We start from the raw sequence: 23836 nt of genomic DNA, 5'->3' as shown, positions 1-23836 counted from the left end.
GCCATTTCTGTGGCTGGGGTCAACCACCGGCGAACAGCGGGCTCTGGGTGTCAGGGTCTGGATTTTCAGATCTTTAGGGGAACCATTCATGAAGAAGCTCATCGCAGCGGTGGTGCTGGCTGGCGCCGCACTGCTCGCCACTCCGGCCGTCGCCAACGCCGCCGGTTACACGCCTGACTCCGACGTCTCCGTCTCCGGCACCGCCGTCGCCGGTGGCACCGCTTCGGTGAACTTCACCGAGGGTGCGTTCCAGGACAACGAGACCGTCAACGTCCAGGTCACCGGTGCCGGTGCGGTCACGCTCGGCGCGCTGCCGACCACGACCGTCTCGAAGACCTACACGGCTGCTTCGGACGGCTCGCTCGTCGTCAAGGTCACGTTCCCCCAGGGCGCCTCGGGCACCTACAACCTGACCGCCACCGGCGCCACCTCGGGCGTCGTCGGCTTCGCGGCCTTCACCGTCGCCCCGGCTGACGCTGCTGCGGTTCCCGCAGCCGGCGCTGGCAACGGCACCGACGGCACGCTGGCCTTCACGGGTTCGACCGTCTCCGCCCTGGCCCTCTGGGTCGCCGGCGGCGCAGTCGTCCTCGGTGGTGGCCTCCTGCTGGTCCGCGGCTCGGTCCGCCGCCAGCGCGAGTCCGTCTGAGTCTCGACACACTGAACGAAGCCCCCGGAGCATCTGCTCCGGGGGCTTCGTCGTGTCCGGAGATCGTCCTCAGCGACGCCGGGCCGCACGGCTGAGCAGCAGCACACCCACCACGGCCCCCAGGAGCGCCCCCACGCCGTTGGCGACGACGTCGTCGACGGTCGCGGTGCGGGCGGGCAGGAACAGCGCCTGACCGGTCTCGATGCACGTGCTGACGACGAGCCCCGCGGCAATGGCGGCCCACCACCACCGCGCCCCGGCGAGCAGCACCACGAGCAGGCCGAGCGGCACGAAGTAGACCACGTTCGCCAGGGACTCCACGGCGGCGTAGTCGATGCGCTCCGGCAGGCCGTGACGGTGCGCGGCTGCGAGCGCGCGGGTGAGCCACGGGCCTCCTGCGGCGTCGACGGGGGAGCCCCAGAACCCGACGAGCGCCAGGGCGACGCCGTAGGCGATCGCCAGCCCCGTCGCGAACCGACGGCTGCGCCAGGTGGCCGGGGCGCGGTCGTCGACGCGGGGCTTGTCGGAGGTCACGTGCCGACGCTAGCGAGTCGCGCCTCCAGGCAGGTGTCCGCACCATCTCGTCCCCCGATCCCGGCGATCCGGAAAACGAGTACCCCGATCCTGGCGCTGTACCCCGGAAGTGCGACGCACCTGCCCGGAAATCCGGGGCTGCCCGATGGATGGCATTGACGAAACCCGTGAATCGACGGGCCTGGCTGGCGATCCCCTCGGCACTTCTCGTAGCGTTCTGGTGTCAGCAGATGTACCCCGGATCGTGAAGGAGAGCGACATGAGCATCACCGTGAACAACGCGACGCAGGCCGAGGTCACCCTCGACACCGACACCGTGGACACCATCGCGATCCTCGAGGCCGATGCAGCGCTCTCCTCGCGCCCCAAGCGCGCCAAGGTCACCTGGGTGCAGGAAGACCAGGGCGAGTGGATCGCCGGCTACGGCGGGTACTTCGGCGGCAGCGTCGACAAGCGCGACGACCGTTACGTGGCCTCCGACACCTTCGGGCTCGTCGTGGGCGAGTTCTCCTCCCTCGAAGAGGCACAGACCAAGCTCGAGGACCAGCTGCACGTCATGCTCCCGCCGGTCATCCGGCCGGTCGAGTGACGACGACGGACACCAGCTCCACCGGCGTCGATCGCGACGCCCGCACCACCCGGAACCACCGGCACCACCCAGTACGCAGCACAGCACGAAGGAGCAGCACCATGAGCACGACCGTCGCCCACCGCCAGCAGGCCGAGGTGACCCTGGACACCCAGACGATCGAGGTCATCGCCGAGATCGAGGCCCAGGTCGTGGCTCCCGTGCAGGCAGCCCCCGTCCGCATCTCGTGGGCCCAGGCCGACACCGGCCTGTGGGTCGCGAACTACGGCGGCTACTACGGCGGCACCGTCGACCGCCAGGGCACCCACTTCTTCGTCTCCGACACCTTCGGTGAGTACGTCGGGGACTTCCGGTCCCTCGACGAGGCGAAGGCACGTCTGGCCGAGCGCCTGCACGTGCTGCTGCCGGACGTGATCCGTCCGACCGCGTGATCCACTGCTGATCGCTCGCTGATCCTCGAACCCCCGCCGGCCTGCCGGCGGGGGTTCTTCCGTGTGCCCGGGGTGCGAATGGACCGCGACGGCGGACCGAGACGTGCCGGCCTGCCGCGTACCCCCTGAACGAGTGGTCCCCCCTATTGGGGACCCCGATTGTCCCCACCCGAACACGAGGAACTGCCAGGATCAACCTGGCGCCAACGACCGTTCTCCCTGATCCTCCGGTCGGTCTCGGTGCCCGCATCGTCTCGACCCGAAAGTGATCATGCAGCGTACGAACCCGGGCACCGCTGTGCCCAGAAGCCGTCCCGGCCTGCGCGCCGTCGCCATGCTCGGCGCCGCGCTCCTCGCCGGCGTCGGTCTGACCCAGGCCGTCGTGGCCGACCCCGCCGCTGCAGCCGGCGCGTTGTCCTGCGACCAGAACACGCTGTACGGCATCAACACCGCCGCGAACCAGCTCGCCGCCATCGACGCCACCACCGGTGCCGTCACGAACGTCACGAGCATGGCGCCGGGCGACAACGCCCTCGCGGTCGCCCGCAACGGTGTCGCCGCGTACGCGTCGATCAACAACGGCAACACGATCACCGGGTACGACGCGGTGAACGATGCCCGGATTGCCGACGTGACCGCCGCGGACCCGAACGGCAGCCACCAGCTGCTCCGTGGTGCGATCAACCCGGCGACCGGCATCTACTACTACGCGAGCGGCGCGAACCCCGCGTACCTCGGTGCGTACGACACGAAGACCGGCGCGAAGATCGGCCAGGTCGGCACCATCGGCAACCTGCTCACCAACAAGAACGGTGACATGGCGTTCAGCACCCGCGGGCTGCTGTTCGTCGTCACCGGCAACGAGATCCGTCGCGTCGACACCGAGACGGTCCCGACGACCGCGGGCACCACGGCTCTGACCACCTCGAAGGTCGCGACCCTTCCGATCGACGCGAGCACGAGCGGCAGCCCCGGCATCGCGTTCTCGTCCGACGGCTACCTGTTCGCCTCGGTCGGCTCCACCATGTACAAGATCGATCCGGGTTCGGGCGCGCAGGTCAGCACGTTCACGATCGCGAACGGCTACTCGCCGAGCGACCTGGCGTCCTGCAACTACGCCAACACCCTGGCGGCGCAGTCGAGCGTCGACCAGCGGTGGAGTCCGTCCGACCAGTTCGGTCTGGCGGTGACCGGCGGCGGCGTCTCGACCGGCAACACGGCGACCACCAACGGCACGGCTGCCGGCACCCAGCCCCAGAAGGCGGGCGCGGTCCTGTCGACTCCGAACAAGACGTACACCGCCCGCCAGACGGCGGTGGGCACCACCGACCTGTCGAACTACACGACCACGTGGAAGGCCGTGAACCTGAACAGCGACGCGGTCGTCGCCAGCGGCACCGGCACCACGGGGACCTTCACGTTCCCGGCGGCCACCACCGCGGACGGCACGGACGTCCTGGTCACCTTCACGAACACGCTGAAGGCCACGCACGTCACCACCAGCAGCGACACCGCCACGACACCCACCGGCACGGCGCTCTCGGTGCCGGCCGCCTCGGGCGTGCTCGCGAACGACCGCGGCACCGGCCTGTCCGTCGTCTCGAACACCACGCCGGCGCACGGCGCCGCCACGGTCGCTGCCGACGGCTCGTACACGTACACCCCGGCCGGCGGGTTCTCGGGCTCGGACACGTTCCAGTACACGGCGAAGGACTCGTCGGGGCAGACCTCGACCAGCACCGTGACCGTCACCGTCGCACCGAAGGGCTCCGACGACGCGTACAGCGTGCACGCGGGCACCGTGCTCACGGTGAACGCCGCGGAGGGCGTCCTGACGAACGACCGCGGGTCGGACCTGACCATCACGGGTCATGGTCAGCCGTCGCACGGTCTGGTGAAGATCGCCGCCGACGGGTCGTTCTCCTACGGCGCCGACAAGGGGTACTCCGGCCCGGACGCGTTCACGTACACCGCGAAGGACGGCTCCGGCGCGACCGTCACCGCGACGGTGCGACTCACCGTGCTGCCCTCGGCGACGGCAGACGCCGCCACCGCGACGGCCGGGTCGTCGACGACCGGCAACGTGCTCGACAACGACCTGGGTGCCGGCCTGACGGTCACCGGCAGCAGCGCCCCCGCCCACGGCTCGGCGACGGTGCGTCCGGACGGCTCGTACTCGTACACCCCGGCAGCCGGGTTCTCCGGCACCGACTCCTTCACGTACACCGTGACCGACGGCAGCGGCGGGACCGACACCGTCACGGTGACCGTGCAGGTCGCCCCTGCGGCACAGGACGACACCGTCAAGGTCGCCGCGGGCGGCACCGCCACCGCCGGCACCAGGGCGACCGGCGTGCTCGGCAACGACTCCGGCACCGGGCTCACCGTGGCGTCGAACACGTCCCCCTCGCAAGGTGCGCTGACGCTCGACAAGGCCACCGGCACCTTCACGTACACGCCGGCCGAGGGGTACTCCGGCCCGGACGCGTTCACGTACACGGCGGTCGACGGCTCCGGCTCGCCGAGCAGCGCGACCGTCTCCATCACGGTCAACCCGACCATCGGTGCCGACACCGCGTCGACGGACTCCGGCACCCCGGTGACGATCGACGTGCAGGCCAACGACCGTGGCTCGGACCTCGAGACCACGATCGTCACCGGTCCGTCCCACGGCACGGCCGTCGTCGCAGCGGACGGCTCGGTCGAGTACACGCCGACCGCCGGAGCGTCCGGCAACGACTCGTTCACCTACACGGTGACCGACGGCAGCGGTGTCACCACCGGTGCGGCGACCGTCACGATCACCGTGCGGCCCGTCGCAACGGCCGACACGGTGTCGACCCGGGCCGACGAGGCGCTGACCATCGATGCCGCCACCCTGACCGGCAACGACCGGGGCACGGGGCTGACCGTGACCGACGTGACCGCAGGCGGGGCCGCCGGCAGCGGCAACAGCACCGGCGAGACCGGCACCGGCACCGGCACCGGCACCGGCACCGGCGAGACCGGCGCCGCCCGCGGCACCGTCACCCTCGACCGAGCCACCGGCCGCGTGGTCTACACCCCGGCCGACGGCTTCTCGGGCACGGACACCTTCACCTACACGGTGGTCGACGGAGCAGGCCGCTCCACGACCGGCACGGTCACCGTCGTCGTCGGCCCGCGCGCCACGGCCGACACCGCCACCGCCACGGCCGGCTCGACCCTGACCGTCGCGAAGGGCGACGGCGTGCTCGCGAACGACCGGGGCACCGGCCTGACCGCGGCCGTCGACCAGCAGCCCGCACACGGCACGGTCGAGCTCGCCGCGAACGGCTCGTACACGTACACGCCGAAGGACGGCTTCTCGGGCACGGACACCTTCACCTACACGGCGACGGACCCCGCCGGCCGCACCACCACCGGCACCGTGACGGTCACGATCCGCCCCGGCACGGAGCCCGACACCGTCACCGTCGCGGCGGGCGGCAGCACCACGGTCACCTCCGGTGCCCTGACGGGCAACGACCACGGCACCGGCCTGACGGTCGTGTCCGTCACGGACGGGAAGAACGGCACCGCGACCCGCAACGACGACGGCACGATCACGTACACGCCGAAGGACGGCTTCTCCGGCACGGACACCGTCACCTACACGGTGACGGACCCGTCGGGCGCCACGAACACCGGCACCGTGACGGTCACCGTCACCCCGGTCGCCGGTGGCGGGTCGACCTCGGCCGAGGCCGACGCCACCACCACCGTGCCGGCCGGCACCGGACTGCTCGACGGTGCGAAGGGCACCGACCTGGCGGTCACCGACCACACCAAGCCCTCGCACGGCGACGTGACGGTCGACGAGGACGGCTCGTACACGTACAAGCCCGAGCCGGGTTACTCCGGCCCGGACGAGTTCGACTACACGGTGACCGACGGCTCTGGCGGGACGACCACGGGCACCGTGACGATCGTCGTCGCCCCGAAGGCCGCCGCCGACACCGCGACGACGAGCGCAGCGACCCCGGTCGACGTCGCCGTCACCGGCAACGACTCGGGCACGAAGCTCGCCGTCACCGCGGTCTCGAAGCCCGGCCACGGCACCGCCACGATCACGGGCAGCACGACGCCCGGCGGCACCGGCGGCGGCGCAACCGGCCCGACCGGTGCCAGCTCGGTCACGTACACGCCCGCCGACGGGTTCTCCGGCACGGACACGTTCACCTACACGGTGACCGACCCGACCGGCGGCACCGCGACGGCGACCGTCACCGTGACCGTCACGCCGACCGCGGTCGCCGACGCCCTGCGCACCGCGGCGAACACCGCGCTGCCGATCAGCGGCGCGACCCTGACCGGCAACGACCGCGGCACCAGCCTCGCCGTCACCGCGCACGGCCGCGCCGAGCACGGCACCGTGACGGAGGGCTCCGAGCCCGGCTCGCTCGTCTACACCCCGGCGAAGGGCTTCTCCGGCGCGGACACGTTCGAGTACACGGTGACCGACGGTGCCGGACGGACCTCGACCGCGACGGTCACGGTCGTCGTCGGCGTCGCCGCGGTCGACCACTGGCACACCATGTCGACGAACCGCAGCATGCGCATGGCCGCCGACAAGGGCGTGCTGGTCGGCGACTCCGGTCGTGGGCTCTGGGCCGCCATGGAGACGAAGCCGTTCAACGGCACACTGTCGCTCGAGAAGGACGGCTCGTACGTCTACACGCCCACGTCGAACTGGTCCGGCCGTGACTGGTTCACCTACTCGGCCAACGACGCCGACGGCACCGCGGCGTTCGCGCGGGTCGTCATCGACGTCGCCCCGGCCGCGAAGGACGACAAGGCCACGACCACGGCGGGCAAGACGGTCCGGGTCGCCGGCCACGGCGTGCTCGGCAACGACCACGGTGACGCCCTGACGGTCGTCGCGGTGGGTCAGGCCCGTCACGGCACGGCCTCCATCGCCGCCGACGGCACGTTCGTCTACACCCCGGCGAAGGGCTTCTCGGGCACCGACACCGTCACGTACCGGGCGCAGGACTCGATGGAGCAGCAGATCGACGCCACCGTCACGATCACGGTCGGCATCGCCGCGGCGGACGACTCCGGGCACACCGTGTCCGGCACGTCCGTCACCCGCGACGCCCGCCACGGCCTGCTCGCCGACGACCAGGGCACCGGCCTCACCGCCGCCCCGGCCCGGAAGCCCGCCCACGGCACCGTGACGATCCAGCGGAACGGCGCGTACGTCTACACCCCGGCCGCCGGCTTCACCGGCACGGACACCTTCACCTACACGGTGACGGACGCCTCGGGGCAGACGGCCACCGCCACCGCGACCATGACCGTGGTCGCCGCGGCGGTCGCCACCGACGACTCCGCCACCGGGATCGTCGGACACCGGGTCGTCGTGGATCCGCTCGACAACGACTCCGCCACCGGCGGCGCCACGTTCGAGCCGGGCACGCTGCACCTGCTCCACCCCGAGTCCGGCACACCGACCGACCGCGTGGTCGTCGCCGACCAGGGCACGTGGACCATCCGCGACGGCCGGGTCGTCTTCACCCCTGAGAGCGGGTTCACCGGAACCACCTTCGTCGGTTACGAGGTCTCCGACAGCGCGGGACAGACGGTCAGCGCAACCGTCACGGTCAGGTTCCCGACCGGGCTCGCCGCGATCGTCCACGGCACCGAGCTCGCCTTCACGGGCGTGACCGGGCTGGTCGGCCTCGGGCTCGCGGCACTCGCGCTCATGCTGGCGGGCGTGCTCCTGGTGACCCGACGACGGATCGCGGTCCGCGTCGCGCCGGGCATCCGCCGCAGCGCACGTCCGTAACAGGGCACCGGACTGGAGGCCCGGATCACCGCAGCAGACCCGCTGCGGTGATCCGGGCCTCCAGTCCGCGCGCGGGGCGCGACCGTCTACGCGACGGGCGCGATGAGCTGCGGTCCGTCGTTCCGCACGCTGTTCACCGTGCGGGAGACCTCGTACTGCTCCAGGCCCGCGGCCACCGCCAGCGACTCGTGGTCGAGCAGGGCGAGCAGGTCGTCTGAGCGGAGGTCGCCGCCGAGCCAGTCGTCGTAGCCGTCGGGCGTCAGGAACGCCGGCATGCGGTCGTGGACCTCGCCCGGGGCGACGTGGGCGTCACGGGTGATGATCGCGAGCGACAGGCGCCACTTGTCCGGGTCGCCCTCGGGCTTCGTGGGGTCGGGCCAGGCGCTCACGACGCCGGCCATCGCCAGGGCGCCGCCGGGTTCGTGCACGAAGTGGGGTTCCTTGCCGTCCTCGCGCACGACCCACTCGTAGTACCCCTGCGCCGGGACGATGCAGCGGTTCGTGGCGAAGGCCCGCTTGAACATGCCGCTCGTCGCGACCGTCTCGATGCGGGCGTTGATCGGCTTCGGGCGCTGCTTCTGGAAGTCCTTCGCCCAGCTCGGCACGAAGCCCCAGCTGATCTGCGGCAGCTCGCGTTCGCCGTGCCGCTGGCGGACGGCGTACACGGGGTCGGTCGGGGCGACGTTCCAGCTCGGGGCGAGGCCGGGGTGCACCTCGCCGGTGTCCTCGTCGACGTGCTCGGTCCGGGCGGCGAGCTCGCCCATGAGCTCGGGCAACAGATCGGCCGTGGTGTCGGAGACGACGAACCTTCCACACATGCGCCCAGTGTGCCCGTCGCCGCCGACAGTGGTGCGCGTCGGGGTGCGCCGTTCACGCTTCGTGAGCAGGAATGGTCGAGTGCCCCACAGTGACTCGACCATTCCTGCTCACGAAGTGGGGCGTGCGGGCGTCTCGGGTGCGGGCTCGAGGGACTCGGCGGCCAGGCGGGCTCGTTCGGAGCGGCCGAGTTTGACGACGTACTCCGAGAGCCCGATCGTGTACACCGCGATCAAGAGCCCGTGGAACCCGCTGGCGGCCCCGAGGACGAACGCCCCGAGGACGGCGACGAGCCCCGAACCGAGCAACGGTGTGACGCGGGCGAGCATGCCGATCAGCCCCCGCCGCAGCAGGACGGTGTCGGTGCGGACGATCTCGCGGTGCTCCGGCAGGACCGGCACCGGCCGACGCTGCACGTAGAGCTGCGTGGCTCCCCGGGCGGCGAGCTGCCACGAGGGCCGCACCTGCCGACCGTTGATCGTCGTCGAGGGGTCCGGCGGTTGCCACGTCGGGATGCACGCGAAGGCGAGCAGTCCGACGCCGAGCGCCAGCAGCACCATCGCGACCACGCTGCGGACCGGAGTGGTCCCCGTCCAGTCGACCCGGGCCTCCAGGACGGCCATGCCGACCAGCGCGACGACCGCCGCGATGCCGGACCACAGGGCGGCACGACGGACGCGTGCCGGATCCAGCACGTCCGTAACGTGCCGGCGGAAGACCTGCCAGCCGAGCGTGAACACGGGTCACTCCTCCGGCAGGGCGAGCTTGCTGCCGCTCCGTGCGCCGGGACGGCCGCGGGGTGGCAGGGGCGGGGGAACCGGCGGGAGTGCTCCGGCCTCGACGCGGAGCTGCTCCTGGCGGCCGAGGGTGCGCAGTCCTCCGATCGCGGTGACGGCTCCGCTCAGGGGCACGACGAACCAGAAGGCGGACAGCCCGACGAGCCCGTCGCCGGCCGGCACGGTGGCGACGTTGACCACCACGGTCCCGACGAGTGCCAGGGCCCAGCCGCCGAGCATCAGGAAGCCCCGGAACGCGCCGCGGACGATCAGGTCGCGGGTCTCGGGCATGCGGTCGAGGACGGCGTCGCGGTGTTCCGGCTCGACCGGAGGCGGATTGCGGCGGTAGTACCGGGCGACGGCCTCCTGTGTGCGCCATCCGATGCCGGGGATCGGCGGGACCGCCCACCCCTTCGGGCCGATCGGGACGAAGCACGAACCGATGCCGCCGACCCCGGTCGCGAACAGCGCCGATGCGACCAGCCACACCGCGAGGGGGACCGAACCGTCGTCGACGAGCAGCGCCAGCCCCTGGAACCCGATGAACGCGACCACCGTGACGACGGTGGCGACGACCACGACACGACGGCGGTACTGCGGCCCGATGAGTGCGGGGAACCGCTCCCGGAACACCTGCCACCCGATCTTGAACACTCATCATGTCTACCCGGTGCTGGTGCGGGGTGCCCGGGCGCTCGCGTTCGTGAGCAGAAGATGTCGGGTGCGGGCGGGGGACTCGACATCTTCTGCTCACCAAGCGACGCGCTCGCATCCGCACCGCGCGCCGGCCCGCGCCGCCCCCACCCGGACACGCCCGAGCGCTGCGCGCCCGGAGCGGCCGCACCCGCGACGTGGTGCTCCCGCTCAGGATTCGTCCAGGCGAGCACGGTGACCTCGGACCATGAGTCTCGACATCGTCTACACCGCCGCTGCCCACGCCACCGGAGGCGGCCGCGACGGGCACGTCCGCAGCGAGGACGACCGGCTCGACCTCGACACCCGCCCGCCCAAGGAGATGGGCGGCAGCGGCGAGGGCAGCAACCCCGAGCAGCTGTTCGCCGCCGGGTACGCCGCGTGCTTCCTCGGTGCCCTGCACGCCGCCGGCAAGGAGCTCGAGGTCGACACCGCCGGCGCCGAGGTCTCCGCCGAGGTCGGCATCGGCGGCACCGGCGACGGCGCCTTCGGCCTCGCGGTGGAGCTCGACGTCTACGCCCCGAACGCCCCGCAGGAGCAGCGGCAGCGCCTGGCCGAGCGCGCACACGAGATCTGCCCGTACTCGAACGCGACCCGCGGCAACATCACCGTCACGCTGTCCATCGTCGACTAGCGTTCGGCCGGTGGTCACCGACACGACGCGCTGCCCCTGCCTGAGCGGCAACCCCTACGGCGAGTGCTGCGGCCCCCTGCACGCCGGGGCCGTGGCGCCGACCGCGGAACGGCTCATGCGCTCCCGCTTCAGCGCCTTCGCGCTGGGCCTGCCGGAGTACCTGCTGCTCACCTGGCACCCGCGCACCCGCCCGGCGGGTCTCGAGTTGGACCCGACCCAGCGCTGGACCCGGTTGGACGTGCTGACGACCACCTCGGGAGGCCCGTTCGACTCCCACGGCACCGTCACGTTCCGCGCGTGGTGGCGTTCCGACGACGAGCGCGGCACGCTCGAGGAGACGAGCGACTTCGTCCGCGAGCAGGGACGATGGTTCTACGTGGACGGCGTGGTCGCCTGACGACTGCGCACCACGCCAGCTGACAGGAGCCCACATGCCCGCACGCGACCTCACCCGCTTCGGCGACCGGACCACGGCCGCCGAGGTCGTCGACGGCCTCGACCTGACGGGGCGCACGGCTATCGTCACCGGTGCGGCGTCCGGCATCGGCGTGGAGACCTCCCGAGCACTCGCCGGAGCCGGGGCGCGCGTGACGCTCGCGGTGCGGGACGTCGATGCCGGCCGACGGGTGGCGGACGACATCGCCCGGACGACGGGGACGGAAGCGCCGGCCGTCCTGGAGCTGCACCTGGACCGTCCGGCTTCCGTCGAGGCCTGCACCGCAGCGTGGTCGGGGCCGCTCGACGTGCTCGTCGCCAACGCGGGCATCATGGACGCGCCCGAGTCGTACACGTCCGCCGGGTGGGAGTCACACTTCGCGACCAACCACCTCGGGCACTTCGCCCTCGCGCTCGGGCTGCACGACTCCCTGGCCGCCTCGGGTTCGGCACGGATCGTCTCGGTGTCGTCGAGCGGACACGGTGGTTCGCCCGTCGTGTTCGACGACCTGTTCTTCCGCCGGCGTCACTACGAGCCCGGACTCGCGTACGGGCAGTCGAAGACCGCCAACGCGCTGTTCGCCGTCGCTGCCGGCCGCCGGTGGGCCGCCGACGGCATCACCGCGAACGCCCTCATGCCCGGCGGGATCTGGACCGGGCTGCAGAAGCACTGGGACCCGGAGGTGCTGGCCGCCACGAAGATCGCCGCGGCCGATGCCGTGAAGACCCCGGAGCAGGGAGCCGCGACCTCGGTCCTGCTCGCCACCGCACCGGAACTCGACGGGGTCACGGGCCGGTACTTCGAGGACTGCCACGAAGCGGCGGTGGTCGAGCGGATCGAGGACGGCCTGCACGGCGTGCTGCCCTGGGCCCTCGATCCGGACCAGGCCGATCGGCTGTGGGACGTCTCCGTCGCGCTGCTCGACGCCGAGGCGCGGTCCCGCGGCTGACCGCAGGGCGCCAGTGTCGTCGTCGGCTAGCTGCCGATGACTGCGGGCAGGTCGACCGCGGTGCGCATCGCCCGGCGGACCCCGGCCTCGTCGGGGAGCAGTTCGTCCTCGTCACCGGTCAGGAAGAACCGGATCTGCCCGATCGCCTGCTCGGTGAGCATGTCGAGGCCGTTCAGCACGCGGCCCCCTGCGTCGGTCCAGCGGCTGGCGATCACGGTGGGCCACGGTTCGTAGGCGACGTCGAACAGCACGGCGTCCGGCCCCGACGGACCGAACTCGAGCGGGTCGGCGGCACCACCCGGCAGCGTCGAGAGGACGAACCCGTGGTGCGTGCCGGCGAGTTCGGTCAGGGGGTGGACCTCGAGCGTCACCCCGAGCCGGACGGCCAGGTCGACCAGTGCACGGGTCTTCGCGGTGTCGCGGACGAACACCCGGACGAGCGACGCCCCGAGCCGCACGGCAGCGGTCAGGGCGCTCGCCGCAGTGGCTCCGCCGCCCAGGATCGTGGCCTCGCCGGGCAGGTGTCCGAGTGCCTCGACCGGGCGGACGAGTCCCTGCACGTCGGTGTTCGCGCCGGCTCGGACGATCGTGGAGCCCTCGTGGCGGAACGCGACCGTGTTGGCGACCCCGAGCTCGTCGACGAGCGGGGTCGTGCGGTCGAGCAGCGGCAGGACCTCGCGCTTGAGCGGCATCGTGAGACTCAGCCCACGCCATTCCGGACCCAGCCCCGCGACGAACGCGGCGAGCTCGCCGGACGCGACCTCGTGCCTCCCGTAGGTGAAGGGCAGGTCGAGCGCATCGTAGGCCGCAGCGTGGAGCGTGGGCGAGAGCGAGTGTGCGATGGGGGAGCCGAGCACCGCGAGGTGCGTGCGGCCTGGATCGGTGAACGCCACGGTCACCCAGCCTAGCCAGCCGTTTTCCTGCGCACCCCGTTAGGTTAGGCTACCCTTCGTGAACCGTTCTCCCTTGCGTCTCCGACGCGTGCTCGCCGCAGCCGGCGCCGTCGTCGCAGCGTCCCTCGTCCTCGCCGGCTGCGCGTCCGGCTCCGGCTCCTCGACCGACTCGGCGTCGTCGGGGTCGTCCGACGCCGCGTTCCCGGTCTCGATCACGACCGGCCTCGGCACCACCACCATCGAGTCGGCACCGAAGCGCGTCGTCGCGCTCGGGTGGGGCGACGCCGAGACCGCGCTCGAGCTCGGTGTGCAGCCGGTCGGTGCGAGCGACTGGCTCGCGTTCGGCGGCGACGGTGTCGGTCCGTGGCTCAAGGGTGCGTACGACAAGTCCCCGAAGATCATCCAGACGCTCGAACCGAGCTACGAGGACATCCTCAAGCTCAACCCCGATGTCATCCTCGACGTGAAGTCCTCGGGCGACAAGGAGCGGTACGACAAGCTCTCCGCGATCGCGCCGACCGTGGCGATCCCGAAGGGCGGCGCGAACTACCTCGCGTCGACCGAGCAGCAGACGACCATGATCGCGAAGGCGCTCGGCAAGGAGTCCGAGGGCAAGAAGCTGCTCTCCGGCCTCGACGACGCCTACGCCGCAGCACGCAAGGCGCACCCGGACTTCGAGGGCAAGACGGCCGTCGTCGGTGCCTACAGCTCCGAGGGCTTCGGGGCGTACGCCTCCACGGACAGCCGTTCGACCTTCATGCGGAACCTCGGCTTCGAGATCCCGAAGGCCATCGACGAGCAGGCCGGCAAGGAGTTCTCCGTGCACCTGTCCGACGAGAACCTCGACCTGCTCGACGCCGACCTGACGCTGATCCTGCCGATCTACGTCGACGCGTCGGAGGCCTCGTCGAACAAGCTGTTCCAGAAGGTGCCGTCGGTCGAGGCCGGACACTCGATCGTCTTCGACGACAAGGACGTCTCGTCCGCGTTCTCGATGGGCACCACGGCTGCGATCGAGTGGGCGCTCGACAAGCTGCCGGCGCAGTTCGAGGAGAAGCTCGGCTAGGGCTGGTCGACGCTGCTGGCCGGCTCCGCTGGTCAGCAACGCGAAAGCGACAGGGTGCCGCCGATGTTCGGTGGCACCCTGTCGCTTTCGCAGTTCGGGGGAGGGTGAGCTGGGCTAGACGCCGATGGTGGAGCCCAGCAGCGCGAAGAGCAGCGCGATCAGGGGGAGCGTGCCCTGCTTGAACGCGGAGTTGACGTACTTGCGACCCGAGCCGATCAGGATCACCGCGGCACCGAGCATGCTCGCGGTCGAGAACACCACGAGGGTCCAGCCGCTCACGGTGTTGCCGGCCAGCACGAGCACGACGCCGAGGATCGCCCCGATCGCCAGGAACAGGTTGTAGAAACCCTGGTTGAAGGCGAGCGAACGGGTCGCCACGGCTTCGGTCTCGGAAGCGATGCCGAAGATCCGGCGCGCTTGCGGACTGGTCCAGATGACCGATTCGAGGAAGAAGATGTACACGTGGATGAGGCCCGCGAGGACCGCACAGACACCCGAGATCACCAGCAGGACCGACATGTGCACATTCTCGCAGCAGCGGGCCGGGTTCCGCTGCACGTCCGCCAGTAGGCTCGGACCATGAACGACGACGTCACCCTGTCCGAGGCCGACGCGAGCGCCGTCGCCGAACTGCGGAGCATCCGGCAGAGCATCGACAACATCGACGCCGCCGTCATCCACATGCTCGCGGAGCGCTTCAAGTACACGCAGCGCGTGGGGCACCTGAAGGCCGAGTCGGGCATGCCCGCCGCCGACCCGGACCGCGAACGGATCCAGGTCGCACGGCTCCGGTCGCTCGCCGCCGACTCCCACCTCGACCCCGCCTTCGCCGAGAAGTTCCTCAACTTCATCGTCGCCGAGGTCATCCACCACCACGAGCGCATCGCGGGCCGCGACGAATGAGCGCCGAGCTGCCGTCGCTGCTCATCGGGTCGTACACGGCGACTGGTGGCGGCAACGCCACGGGCATCTCGCTGGTCGACGCCGGACCGGTCGGAGCCGTCCCGGCACCCCGGACCGTCGCGGTGCTCGACGACCCCTCGTTCCTCGCCGTCTCGGGTGACCGGGTCTACGCGGTCTCCGAGACGAACGACGGCGCCGTGTCGGCCTTCCGGCTGCAGGGCGGCGCACTCGAGCACCTGTGGGACGCCCCCGCCGGCGGAGACGCCCCGTGCCACGTGCGGGTCGACCCCTCGGGCGCGCTCGTCGTCACCAACTACGTCTCGGGCACGGTCACGGCGATATCCCTCGCGCCGGCCGAGACGCACGCCGCCTCGGTGACCGCCAGCGACGGCGTGGTGCTGCACGGGGACGCCGACCAGCGCTCCGTGCCGACCGAGGCCGTCGCGGTCGCCGTGCTGCCCGACGCGACGGGTCCTGACGAAGACCGCCAGGACGGCCCGCACGCCCACCAGTCGATCGCCACCCCGGACGGCACGGTGCTCGTCGCCGACCTCGGCGGCGATGCCCTGCACGAGTTCCGCGTCACGGTGTCGGCCGACGGGGTCCCCGCCATCGAAGCACTCCGCGTGCACCACGTGACACCCGGCGCCGGCCCGAGGCACATGGCCTGGATCGACGGTGACCTGCTCGTCGCCGGTGAACTCGACGGGCGTGTGCACCGGCTGCGCCGTGACGACTCCGGGGCGTTCGTGACGATCGCCGCCGTGCCGACGTTCGACGGTGCGGTGGGGGAGTCGCTGCTGAGCCACATCGAGGTCGACGAGGCCGGCCGCGTGTACGTGGCCGTGCGCGGGCGCGACCTGCTCGTGGTGCTCGACGCGCGTGACGGCGGGCTCGCCGTCGTCGGGTCGGTGCCCTGCGGTGGGGTCTGGCCGCGGCACTTCGCGCGGGTGCCCGGGTTCGTCCTGGTGGCGAACCAGATGTCCGACGCCGTCGCCGTGCTGCCGCTCGACGCCGAGGGCGTGCCCGGCGAAGCCGTCGCGCAGATCCCGGTCGGCACCCCGACCTGCGTCGTCCCGCTCTGACGCCGGGAACAGCCGGCTAGAACTCGATCAGGTTCTCGAACGGGCGACCCTCGGCCAGCGCCGCGACCTGCTTGCGCATCAGCTCGATCGACCGCGGCACGCTCAGGTCGGTGTTGCCGCCGACGTGCGGGGTGAGCACGGTGTTCGGCGTCGTCCAGAGCGGGTGTCCGGCGGGCAGGGGCTCCGGGTCGGTGACGTCGAGGGCCGCGAACAGCCGCTCCGACCGCAGTTCGGCGACCAGGGCGTCGGTGTCGACGACCTTGCCACGCGCCACGTTCACCACGAGGGCACCGTCCGGCAGCGCCGCGAGCAGCTCCGCGTCGACCAGGCGTTCGGTCTCGGCGGTGAGCGGCGCGATGAGAACGAGCACGTCGGTCGTCGGAGCCAGCTCGGGCAGCTCGCCGAACGCGTGCACGTGCCGGCCGTCCTGCTCACGAGCGGTCCGGGCGACCACGGTCACCTCGGTCCGGAACGCCTCGAACCGGGTGGCGATCGCGGACCCGATCGCCCCGTAGCCGACGACGGTCACCCGGCGGTCGGCGAGCGATCGGGTCTCGCGGGCGTCCCAGACGCCGTTGGCACGGTCGACCTGGAACGCCGAGATCTCACGGAGCGACGTCAGCGCGAGGCCGACCGCGAGCTCGGCGGTCTCGTCGTCGTGGATGCCGCGACCGTTCGCCAGCTGCGCGTGCCCGGGCACGTGCGGGACGGCGTGCTCGTACCCGGCGCTCGGCAGCTGCAGGAGCTGGAGCTCGGGCAGGTCGTGCACGAACTGCCAGCGGTGCCGCCCCTCGAAGTAGAACGGCAGGAACGTGATCGCGACGTCGTCCGGGCGACCGTACGGCGACTCGACGTCCCAGACGTCCAGCTCGATGCCGTCCGGCACGGGGCCGAACCGGTCGACGAGCTCGGCGAAGGGCAGGGTGACGATCGGCATCCGCGACCCGGGCCTAGGCGTCGGTGCGCGGCGAGAAGGCACCGTCGGAGTCGAGCGGCCCGCGGCCGACGTACCCCTCGGTGACGTCCTCGACGATCACGTCGCCGAAGCGGGCCGGCAGCGTCGCGGCGTGGGTGCCCCGCAGCTCGTCGACCGTTGCCTCGAACGCGCCCTGGACCTCGAGCGTGCTCGACGTCGCGTCGGTCACGCCGATGCGCAGCACCGGGAACCCCCGGCCGTCGCACATGCCCTGGAACCGCACGTCGTCCTCGCGGCGGACGGTCACGATGACGCGACCGGTCGACTCGGAGAACAGCGCCGTCGCGGTGTCGATGCCGTCGCGGGTCTCGAGCTCGTCGAGGACCACGCGGGCGCCGATGCCGAAGCGGAGCACGGACTCGGCGAGCGACTGGCCGAGGCCGCCGTCCGCCAGGTCGTGGGCGCTGGTGAGCAGCTGCTCGCCGGACGCCGCGTACAGCAGCTCGGCGAGGGCCTTCTCGCGCTCGAGGTCGACCGCCGGCGGACGCCCGCCCAGGTGCCCGTGCACGGTGCCGGCCCACGCGGAGCCGTCGAGCTCGAGGCTCGTGGTGCCGAGCAGGTAGATGTTGTGGCCGTCGTCCTGCCACCCGGACGGCACGCGCTTGGCGACGTCGTCGATGATGCCGAGCACGCCGACGACGGGCGTCGGGTGGATGGGGGTCGAGCCGGTCTGGTTGTAGAACGACACGTTGCCGCCGGTGACCGGGATGCCGAGCTCCATGCAGCCGTCGGCCAGGCCCTCGACCGCCTCGGAGAACTGCCACATGACCTCGGGGTTCTCGGGGGAGCCGAAGTTCAGGCAGTCGGTGACGGCGGCGGGGACGGCACCGGTGACGGCGACGTTGCGGTAGGCCTCGGCCAGGGCCAGACGTGCACCCTGCTTCGGGTCGAGCTGGCAGTAGCGGCCGTTCGCGTCGGTGGCGATGGCGACACCGAGCCCCGTTTCCTCGTCGACGCGGATCATGCCGCCGTCGTCGGGGAAGGACAGTGCGGTGTTGCCGAGCACGTAGGTGTCGTACTGGTTCGTGACCCAGTTCTTCGACGCCAGGTTCGGCGAACCGAGCAGGCTGAGGAACTGTGCCTTCAGCGCGGGGCCGTCGGCCGGACGGTCGAGCGAGGCAGCGGTGTCGGCCTGCAGCGCGTCGATCCAGGTCGGGTAGGCGACCGGGCGGTCGTAGACCGGGCCGTCGACGGCGACCGTGCGCGGGTCGACGTTCACGATCTCCTGGCCCTGCCAGTCGATGACGAGCCGGCCGGTGCCGGTGACCTCGCCGAGCACGCTGGTCTCGACCTCCCACTTGCCGACGACGCTCAGGAACTCGTCGAGCTTGTCGGGGCGGACGACCGCCATCATGCGCTCCTGGCTCTCCGACATCAGGATCTCTTCGGCGGTGAGCGTGGGGTCGCGGAGCAGGACGTCGTCGAGCGAGATGTGCATGCCGCCGTCGCCGTTGCTCGCGAGCTCCGAGGTGGCGCAGGAGATGCCCGCGGCGCCGAGGTCCTGGATGCCCTCGACCAGGTCCTTCTGGAACAGCTCGAGGCAGCACTCGATCAGGACCTTCTCGGCGAAGGGGTCGCCGACCTGCACGGCCGGACGCTTGGTCGGGCCGCCCTCGGTGAAGGTGTCGGACGCCAGGATCGACGCGCCGCCGATGCCGTCGCCACCGGTTCGGGCACCGAACAGGACGACCTTGTTGCCGGCGCCGGACGCGTTCGCCAGGTGCAGGTCCTCGTGGCGCAGGACGCCGACCGCGAGGGCGTTGACCAGCGGGTTGCCCTGGTACACCGGGTCGAAGTAGGTCTCGCCGCCGATGTTCGGCAGGCCGAGGCAGTTGCCGTAGAACGAGATGCCACCGACGACGCCGTGCACGACGCGTGCGGTGTCCTCGTGGTCGATCGCGCCGAAGCGGAGCTGGTCCATCACGGCGACGGGGCGGGCGCCCATCGAGATGATGTCGCGGACGATGCCGCCGACACCGGTGGCCGCGCCCTGGTACGGCTCGACGTAGGACGGGTGGTTGTGCGACTCGACCTTGAAGGTCACCGCCCAGCCGTTGCCGACGTCGACGACACCGGCGTTCTCGCCCATGCCGACCATCAGGTTCTTCGTCATCTCCGGCGTGACCTTCTTGCCGAACTGACGGAGGTAGTTCTTCGAGGACTTGTAGGAGCAGTGCTCGCTCCACATCACCGAGTACATCGCCAGCTCGCCCGAGGTGGGGCGGCGGCCGAGGATCTCCTTGATGCGGGCGTACTCGTCCGGCTTCAGGCCCAGCGCGTCGTACGGCTGCTCCTTGTCGGGGGTGGCTGCCGCGTCCTGCACGGTGTCGGGCTTCGGGCGAACGGAGGTCGTCACGGTGTCGTTGTTCCCTGTCACTTGACGAGCGCGTGCTCGATCACGGAGGTGAAGAAGGTCAGGCCGTCGGTACCCGAGGCCATCGCAGCGGGGGTGTCCGGGCCGAAGCCGGCCTCGGTCGCGTGCTCGGGGTGCGGCATCAGGCCGACGACGTTGCCGCGCTCGTTCGAGACGCCGGCGATGTCGTCGATGGAGCCGTTCGGGTTCACGCCGACGTAGCGGAACACGACCTGGCCGTTGTCCTCGATGCGCTTGATGGTGTCGGCGTCCGCGACGAAGCGGCCGTCGGCGTTCTTCAGCGGGATGGTGATCTCCTGCTGGGCGCTGAAGCCGGAGGTCCAGGCGGTCGCGGTGGTCTCGACGCGGAGCTTCTGGTCGCGGCGGATGAACTGCTGGTGCGCGTTGCGGGTGTGTGCCCCGGGGACCAGACGGGCCTCGGCCAGCATCTGGAACCCGTTGCAGATGCCGAGCACGGGCATGCCCTTGCCGGCGGCGTCGATGACCTCGGCCATGATCGGGGCCTTCGCGGCGATCGCACCGGCACGCAGGTAGTCGCCGTACGAGAACCCACCGGGCAGCACGATGGCGTCGACGCCCTGCAGGTCGTGGTCGCCGTGCCACAGGGCGATGGGGTCGGCGCCGGCGAGACGGACGGCGCGCTGGGCGTCGCGGTCGTCGAGCGAGCCGGGGAACGTGATGACGCCGATGCGCATCCGGGTCACTGGCCTTCGACGGTCACGGACACGACGTCCTCGATGACCGCGTTCGAGAAGACGTCGGCTGCGATGTCGCGGACCTCGGCGAGCTTGGCGTCGTCGACGGGGCCGTCGACGGTCACCTCGAAGCGCTTGCCGATGCGGACGTTGGTCAGGTCGGCCTTGCCGAGGCGGGCCAGGGCGTTGCCCACGGCCTTCCCCTGGGGGTCGAGGATCTCGGCCTTGGGCATGACCTCGACGACGATCGTTGGCACGTGTTCTCTCCAGCACTTCAGGGGTGGGGGGACGCGACCAGTCTACGGGGCGCGCGCGACACGCCGGGACGGCCACGGGCCTCCAGACCGGCCCGTGCTGTGCGGTTGCTCATGTCTGTTCCAACACGTATATTCCACTTCGAATAGTCAACAACGAACAAGCGGACTGGAGGCACGTGTGCCGTCGCTCACGCCACTCGCGTTCGCCGCGCTCGGGCTCCTGGCCGAGGGGCCGACGCATCCCTACGAGATGTTCCAGACGATGACGCACCGACGGGACGGCCGGAACGTCAAGGTCCGGCCCGGCACCCTGTACCACCAGGTCGGCCGCCTGGTGGAGCTCGGCCTCGCCGAGGTCGTCGGGACCGACCGGGCGGGCAACCGTCCGGAACGCACCACCTACGCCATCACGGACGACGGGTGGACGGCGCTGCACGACGGGCTCGTCCGGCTGATCGCCGAACCGGCCGAGGAGTACCCCGTCTTCCACCTGGCCGTCGCCGAGATCGAGAACCTGTCGGTCGACGAGGCCGAGTCCGCCCTCCGTGCGCGGGTCACCGCACTCCAGGCCCAGCGCGACGAGGCGGACGAGATCCTCGGGATCGTCCGAGCGAAGGACCTGCCCGAGCGGTACTGGCTCGACGTGTCGTACGTGCGTGCCATGCTCACGACGCAGATCGAGTGGCTCGCCGCCACGGCCGACCGGATCGCCGCCGGCCACATCTCCTGGGACGCCTCCGTCGCGTCCGCAGACACCACCACGAACAGCAAGGAAACCACTCGATGACCACCGTCACGCCTCCGCGGACGACCGAGAAGAAGCCGTGGCCTGCCCTGTGGGCACTCGTCGTCGGGTTCTTCATGATCCTCGTCGACTCGACCATCGTGTCGGTCGCCACCCCCACCATCGCCCAGGAGCTCGACGCGGACATCAACTCCGTGATCTGGGTGACGAGCGCCTACCTGCTCGCCTACGCCGTGCCGCTGCTCATCACCGGCCGGCTCGGTGACCGCTTCGGCCCGAAGGTCATGTACCAGATCGGCCTCGTGGTCTTCACGCTCGCCAGCCTGTGGTGCGGCCTGGCCGGCTCGATCGAGGTGCTGATCGTCGCCCGCGTCGTGCAGGGCCTCGGCGCCGCGATGATGAGCCCGCAGACCATGTCGGTCATCACGCGCATCTTCCCGCCGCAGAACCGCGGCGCGGCCATGGGCCTCTGGGGCGCCGTCGCCGGTGTCGCGTCGCTCGTCGGCCCGATCGTCGGCGGCCTGCTGGTCGACGGCTTCGGCTGGGAGTGGATCTTCTTCGTGAACGTCCCCGTCGGTGTCGTGGCCTTCGTGCTCGCGCAGCGCTTCGTGCCGTCGTTCGAGCGGCACGGACACCGCTTCGACTACCTCGGCATCTTCCTGTCGGCAGCGGGCCTGTTCCTGCTCGTCTTCGGCATCCAGGAGGGCGAGACCTACGACTGGGGCGTCATCGCCGGCCCGATCTCGGTGTGGTCGCTCATCATCGTCGGTCTCGTGGTGCTCGCCGGCTTCGTCGTCTGGCAGGGCGTGCAGAAGGGTGAGCCGCTGCTGCCGCTCGGCCTGTTCAAGGACCGCAACTTCACGCTGGCCAACGTCGCCATCACGGCCGTCGGTGTCGCGATCGCCTCGTTCGCGCTGCCGATCATGCTGTGGGCCCAGGACGTCCTGCGCTTCTCGCCGACCCAGGCCGCACTGCTCCTCGTGCCGCAGGCCGTGCTGTCCGCCGCACTCGCGCCGATCGTCGGCAAGAACCTGAACCGCTGGAACCCGCGCTGGGTCGCCTCGTTCGGGCTCGCCTGCTTCTCCGTCGGCCTGTTCTGGTTCGGCGCCCTGCTGTCGAGCGGTGCCGAGTGGGGCTGGGTGCTCCTGCCGAGCGCCCTCCTCGGTCTCGCCAACGCCTGCATGTGGGGACCGCTGTCCGTCTCGGCGACGCGCAACCTGCCGCCGAAGCTGGCCGGTGCCGGCTCGGGCGTCTACAACACCACCCGCCAGATCGGTGCGGTGCTCGGTTCCGCCGGTATCGCCGCCCTGATGGAGGCCCGGATCACCGCGAACTTCCCGGCGTCGTCCGGTGGAGCCACGGCCGGTGGCGCGGAGCAGCAGGTCGGCGCGCTGCCGGGCTTCCTGCTCGAGCCGTTCTCTAAGGCCATGGGTGAGTCGCTCTACCTCCCGGCGATCGTGCTGATCGTGGCCATCGTCGCGGCACTGTTCCTGGCGAAGCCGAAGCAGACCGTCGCGTGGCAGCAGACCGGCTCGGTCACCACGCAGCCCGACGCCGAGCCCGCGGGGGCCCCGTCGAAGTAGGGCACGAGCGCACTTCGTGAACAGGAATGGTCGGGTCGCCTTCGGGCACCCGACCATTGCTGCTCACGAAGTGCTGCGCAGCGCGCGCCCGACGCGCACCCCGCCCGTCAACTGCGGCGCTGCAGGTGCGCTCGGGTGAGCTCGTCCATCTGCTCGTCGGTCAGGGCGTCGACGTCCCGGGCCTCGCGGCGGTCGGTCCGCTGCCACCGGATGAACAGGGCGACGAGCACGGGGATGTCCGCCACCTCGGCGATGAACCACAGCAGGTCGCCCGCCAGGTGCTGGTCCTGCAGGGGCGACGGGTACCAGGCCCGCCCGACCACGGGCACGAGGGACCCGTCGAGCACGTGGTTCGTGATCCGCAGCACGATGCCGGGCACCGCGTCGATGACGAGCTCGACGAACGCGAGCAGGAACTCGGCCGTGGCGAACGTCGACGAGACGAGCACACCGACCTCGGACAGCGGGGCGAGCAGGCCGAACCCGAGCGCCGGCACGGTCACGGTGATGACGGCGGCCCAGACGGGGGACTCCCGGATCACGCTCGAGAACGGGGTGAGCAGGACGGCGAACAGCGCCAGCGCGACCAGCGGGGCGACGATCGCGTTGCCGAGCAGACGCACCGGACGTGACCCCATGACGGCGTCGGCGGCCTGCGCCAGGCGAGCCGGGCCTCCGATCCGGAGCAGTGCGGCGGGCGCACCGAGCGCGGCGAAGGTGGGGACCGCGAAGAACAGCAGGGCGGCGCGCAGGACGAACGCCCAGCGCAACCGCTCGTCGTCGACGCCGACGATGCCGAACTGCAGGACGCCGAACAGCACGAGCGCCGTGACGAAGGCGAGCGTGCGCCACCACGGCCACCGGGCACCTCGTCGGACCGCTCCGACGACCCAGCGGCCGTAGGCGAGCGCGGCGACGACGAGGAGCACCGCCGCCAGGGGGTCGA

Annotated in this window: 23 protein-coding genes; 12 read left to right on the top strand and 11 right to left on the bottom strand. The window is 71.3% G+C overall.

Annotated elements, in window-relative coordinates; genetic code table 11:
• Nucleotides 1-88: 88 nt before the first annotated feature.
• Nucleotides 89-646: a hypothetical protein gene (locus DEJ02_RS15485; RefSeq protein WP_111029789.1), complete on the top strand. Its 558-nt coding sequence runs from the start codon at nt 89-91 to the stop codon at nt 644-646.
• 69 nt (nt 647-715) lie between these two features.
• Here the strand turns inward: DEJ02_RS15485 and DEJ02_RS15480 are convergent, their stop codons facing one another.
• Complete coding sequence (locus DEJ02_RS15480; RefSeq protein WP_111033684.1) at nt 716-1180, bottom strand: VanZ family protein; 465 nt, start codon at nt 1178-1180, stop codon at nt 716-718.
• 259 nt (nt 1181-1439) lie between these two features.
• Here DEJ02_RS15480 and DEJ02_RS15475 point away from each other — a divergent pair, with 259 nt between their 5' ends.
• From DEJ02_RS15475 to DEJ02_RS15465, 3 genes are all read left to right on the top strand, one after another.
• On the top strand, nt 1440-1769 hold the full coding sequence (locus DEJ02_RS15475) for a hypothetical protein (protein WP_071248415.1): 330 nt from the start codon (nt 1440-1442) through the stop codon (nt 1767-1769).
• A gap of 101 nt (nt 1770-1870) precedes the next feature.
• Nucleotides 1871-2200 (top strand): hypothetical protein, encoded by a 330-nt coding sequence (locus DEJ02_RS15470; protein ID WP_258375940.1) that lies wholly within the window; start codon nt 1871-1873, stop codon nt 2198-2200.
• Nucleotides 2201-2498: 298 nt separating this feature from the next.
• Nucleotides 2499-8009, top strand: a complete 5511-nt coding sequence (locus tag DEJ02_RS15465) for an Ig-like domain-containing protein (RefSeq protein ID WP_181440391.1) — start codon at nt 2499-2501, stop codon at nt 8007-8009.
• 86 nt (nt 8010-8095) lie between these two features.
• On the opposite strand, the gene DEJ02_RS15460 is transcribed toward DEJ02_RS15465, so the two are convergent.
• The 3 genes from DEJ02_RS15460 to DEJ02_RS15450 form a co-directional block, all read right to left on the bottom strand.
• Nucleotides 8096-8827 carry an SOS response-associated peptidase gene (locus tag DEJ02_RS15460; RefSeq protein ID WP_111024260.1) on the bottom strand — a complete coding sequence of 244 codons (732 nt, stop codon included), beginning with the start codon at nt 8825-8827 and terminating at the stop codon, nt 8096-8098.
• Between the two features lie 108 nt (nt 8828-8935).
• The gene (locus DEJ02_RS15455) at nt 8936-9565 is read right to left on the bottom strand and encodes a hypothetical protein (protein ID WP_111033681.1); all 630 of its coding nucleotides are present in this window, start codon (nt 9563-9565) and stop codon (nt 8936-8938) included.
• Nucleotides 9566-9568: 3 nt separating this feature from the next.
• On the bottom strand, nt 9569-10255 hold the full coding sequence (locus DEJ02_RS15450; protein ID WP_111033680.1) for a hypothetical protein: 687 nt from the start codon (nt 10253-10255) through the stop codon (nt 9569-9571).
• A gap of 247 nt (nt 10256-10502) precedes the next feature.
• Between DEJ02_RS15450 and DEJ02_RS15445 the strand changes: the two genes are divergently transcribed.
• From DEJ02_RS15445 to DEJ02_RS15435, 3 genes are read left to right on the top strand one after another with little or no spacing between them, the layout of a single operon-like run.
• Nucleotides 10503-10928 carry an organic hydroperoxide resistance protein gene (locus DEJ02_RS15445; RefSeq protein ID WP_111033679.1) on the top strand — a complete coding sequence of 142 codons (426 nt, stop codon included), beginning with the start codon at nt 10503-10505 and terminating at the stop codon, nt 10926-10928.
• Nucleotides 10929-10938: 10 nt separating this feature from the next.
• A complete protein-coding gene (locus DEJ02_RS15440; RefSeq protein ID WP_111033678.1) occupies nt 10939-11325 on the top strand; it encodes a YchJ family protein in 387 nt (128 codons plus the stop codon).
• Nucleotides 11326-11359: 34 nt separating this feature from the next.
• Complete coding sequence (locus DEJ02_RS15435; RefSeq protein ID WP_111033677.1) at nt 11360-12313, top strand: SDR family NAD(P)-dependent oxidoreductase; 954 nt, start codon at nt 11360-11362, stop codon at nt 12311-12313.
• A 26-nt stretch (nt 12314-12339) separates the two neighbouring features.
• Here the strand turns inward: DEJ02_RS15435 and DEJ02_RS15430 are convergent, their stop codons facing one another.
• On the bottom strand, nt 12340-13206 hold the full coding sequence (locus tag DEJ02_RS15430; RefSeq protein WP_181440390.1) for a shikimate dehydrogenase: 867 nt from the start codon (nt 13204-13206) through the stop codon (nt 12340-12342).
• Nucleotides 13207-13264: 58 nt separating this feature from the next.
• Between DEJ02_RS15430 and DEJ02_RS15425 the strand changes: the two genes are divergently transcribed.
• Entirely contained in the window at nt 13265-14272 is a 1008-nt protein-coding gene (locus DEJ02_RS15425) for an iron-siderophore ABC transporter substrate-binding protein (protein WP_071404382.1), read from the top strand.
• Nucleotides 14273-14386: 114 nt separating this feature from the next.
• Here the strand turns inward: DEJ02_RS15425 and DEJ02_RS15420 are convergent, their stop codons facing one another.
• A complete protein-coding gene (locus DEJ02_RS15420) occupies nt 14387-14791 on the bottom strand; it encodes a DUF1304 domain-containing protein (protein WP_111024254.1) in 405 nt (134 codons plus the stop codon).
• A 60-nt stretch (nt 14792-14851) separates the two neighbouring features.
• Between DEJ02_RS15420 and DEJ02_RS15415 the strand changes: the two genes are divergently transcribed.
• Together DEJ02_RS15415 and DEJ02_RS15410 are read left to right on the top strand one after the other, a co-directional pair.
• The gene (locus DEJ02_RS15415) at nt 14852-15175 is read left to right on the top strand and encodes a chorismate mutase (protein ID WP_111024253.1); all 324 of its coding nucleotides are present in this window, start codon (nt 14852-14854) and stop codon (nt 15173-15175) included.
• Nucleotides 15172-16260, top strand: a complete 1089-nt coding sequence (locus tag DEJ02_RS15410) for a beta-propeller fold lactonase family protein (RefSeq protein WP_111033675.1) — start codon at nt 15172-15174, stop codon at nt 16258-16260. The genes DEJ02_RS15415 and DEJ02_RS15410 overlap by 4 nt, the downstream gene beginning before the upstream one ends.
• A gap of 16 nt (nt 16261-16276) precedes the next feature.
• On the opposite strand, the gene DEJ02_RS15405 is transcribed toward DEJ02_RS15410, so the two are convergent.
• From DEJ02_RS15405 to purS, 4 genes are read right to left on the bottom strand one after another with little or no spacing between them, the layout of a single operon-like run.
• Nucleotides 16277-17197 carry a 2-hydroxyacid dehydrogenase gene (locus DEJ02_RS15405; protein ID WP_111033674.1) on the bottom strand — a complete coding sequence of 307 codons (921 nt, stop codon included), beginning with the start codon at nt 17195-17197 and terminating at the stop codon, nt 16277-16279.
• A gap of 13 nt (nt 17198-17210) precedes the next feature.
• On the bottom strand, nt 17211-19592 hold the full coding sequence (purL, locus tag DEJ02_RS15400; RefSeq protein ID WP_258320808.1) for a phosphoribosylformylglycinamidine synthase subunit PurL: 2382 nt from the start codon (nt 19590-19592) through the stop codon (nt 17211-17213).
• 17 nt (nt 19593-19609) lie between these two features.
• On the bottom strand, nt 19610-20305 hold the full coding sequence (gene purQ / locus DEJ02_RS15395) for a phosphoribosylformylglycinamidine synthase subunit PurQ (RefSeq protein ID WP_111033720.1): 696 nt from the start codon (nt 20303-20305) through the stop codon (nt 19610-19612).
• Nucleotides 20306-20310: 5 nt separating this feature from the next.
• A complete protein-coding gene (purS, locus tag DEJ02_RS15390; protein WP_017886272.1) occupies nt 20311-20562 on the bottom strand; it encodes a phosphoribosylformylglycinamidine synthase subunit PurS in 252 nt (83 codons plus the stop codon).
• Nucleotides 20563-20740: 178 nt separating this feature from the next.
• Here purS and DEJ02_RS15385 point away from each other — a divergent pair, with 178 nt between their 5' ends.
• Together DEJ02_RS15385 and DEJ02_RS15380 are read left to right on the top strand one after the other, a co-directional pair.
• Entirely contained in the window at nt 20741-21349 is a 609-nt protein-coding gene (locus DEJ02_RS15385) for a PadR family transcriptional regulator (RefSeq protein ID WP_181440389.1), read from the top strand.
• Nucleotides 21346-22890 carry a DHA2 family efflux MFS transporter permease subunit gene (locus tag DEJ02_RS15380; protein ID WP_111033672.1) on the top strand — a complete coding sequence of 515 codons (1545 nt, stop codon included), beginning with the start codon at nt 21346-21348 and terminating at the stop codon, nt 22888-22890. The genes DEJ02_RS15385 and DEJ02_RS15380 overlap by 4 nt, the downstream gene beginning before the upstream one ends.
• Nucleotides 22891-22997: 107 nt before the next feature.
• On the opposite strand, the gene DEJ02_RS15375 is transcribed toward DEJ02_RS15380, so the two are convergent.
• Complete coding sequence (locus DEJ02_RS15375; protein WP_111033671.1) at nt 22998-23819, bottom strand: cytochrome c oxidase assembly protein; 822 nt, start codon at nt 23817-23819, stop codon at nt 22998-23000.
• Between the last annotated feature and the right edge of the window lie 17 nt (nt 23820-23836).

This window comes from Curtobacterium sp. MCLR17_042 (assembly GCF_003234695.1).
Classification (GTDB): Bacteria; Actinomycetota; Actinomycetes; order Actinomycetales; family Microbacteriaceae; genus Curtobacterium; species Curtobacterium flaccumfaciens.
The sequence above is the reverse complement of the archived record's forward strand: the minus strand, read 5'-3'. Positions and strand labels throughout refer to the sequence as shown.

Excerpts from the sequence above, each read along its gene's own strand:
- DEJ02_RS15460 (WP_111024260.1), bottom strand. The coding sequence starts at position 8,827 with ATGTGTGGAAGGTTCGTCGTCTCCGACACCACGGCCGATCTGTTGCCC.
- DEJ02_RS15420 (WP_111024254.1), bottom strand. The coding sequence starts at position 14,791 with ATGTCGGTCCTGCTGGTGATCTCGGGTGTCTGTGCGGTCCTCGCGGGC.
- DEJ02_RS15485 (WP_111029789.1), top strand. The coding sequence starts at position 89 with ATGAAGAAGCTCATCGCAGCGGTGGTGCTGGCTGGCGCCGCACTGCTC.
- DEJ02_RS15445 (WP_111033679.1), top strand. The coding sequence starts at position 10,503 with ATGAGTCTCGACATCGTCTACACCGCCGCTGCCCACGCCACCGGAGGC.
- purQ (WP_111033720.1), bottom strand. The coding sequence starts at position 20,305 with ATGCGCATCGGCGTCATCACGTTCCCCGGCTCGCTCGACGACCGCGAC.
- DEJ02_RS15380 (WP_111033672.1), top strand. The coding sequence starts at position 21,346 with ATGACCACCGTCACGCCTCCGCGGACGACCGAGAAGAAGCCGTGGCCT.
- DEJ02_RS15405 (WP_111033674.1), bottom strand. The coding sequence starts at position 17,197 with ATGCCGATCGTCACCCTGCCCTTCGCCGAGCTCGTCGACCGGTTCGGC.
- DEJ02_RS15415 (WP_111024253.1), top strand. The coding sequence starts at position 14,852 with ATGAACGACGACGTCACCCTGTCCGAGGCCGACGCGAGCGCCGTCGCC.
- DEJ02_RS15475 (WP_071248415.1), top strand. The coding sequence starts at position 1,440 with ATGAGCATCACCGTGAACAACGCGACGCAGGCCGAGGTCACCCTCGAC.
- DEJ02_RS15410 (WP_111033675.1), top strand. The coding sequence starts at position 15,172 with ATGAGCGCCGAGCTGCCGTCGCTGCTCATCGGGTCGTACACGGCGACT.
- DEJ02_RS15435 (WP_111033677.1), top strand. The coding sequence starts at position 11,360 with ATGCCCGCACGCGACCTCACCCGCTTCGGCGACCGGACCACGGCCGCC.
- DEJ02_RS15470 (WP_258375940.1), top strand. The coding sequence starts at position 1,871 with ATGAGCACGACCGTCGCCCACCGCCAGCAGGCCGAGGTGACCCTGGAC.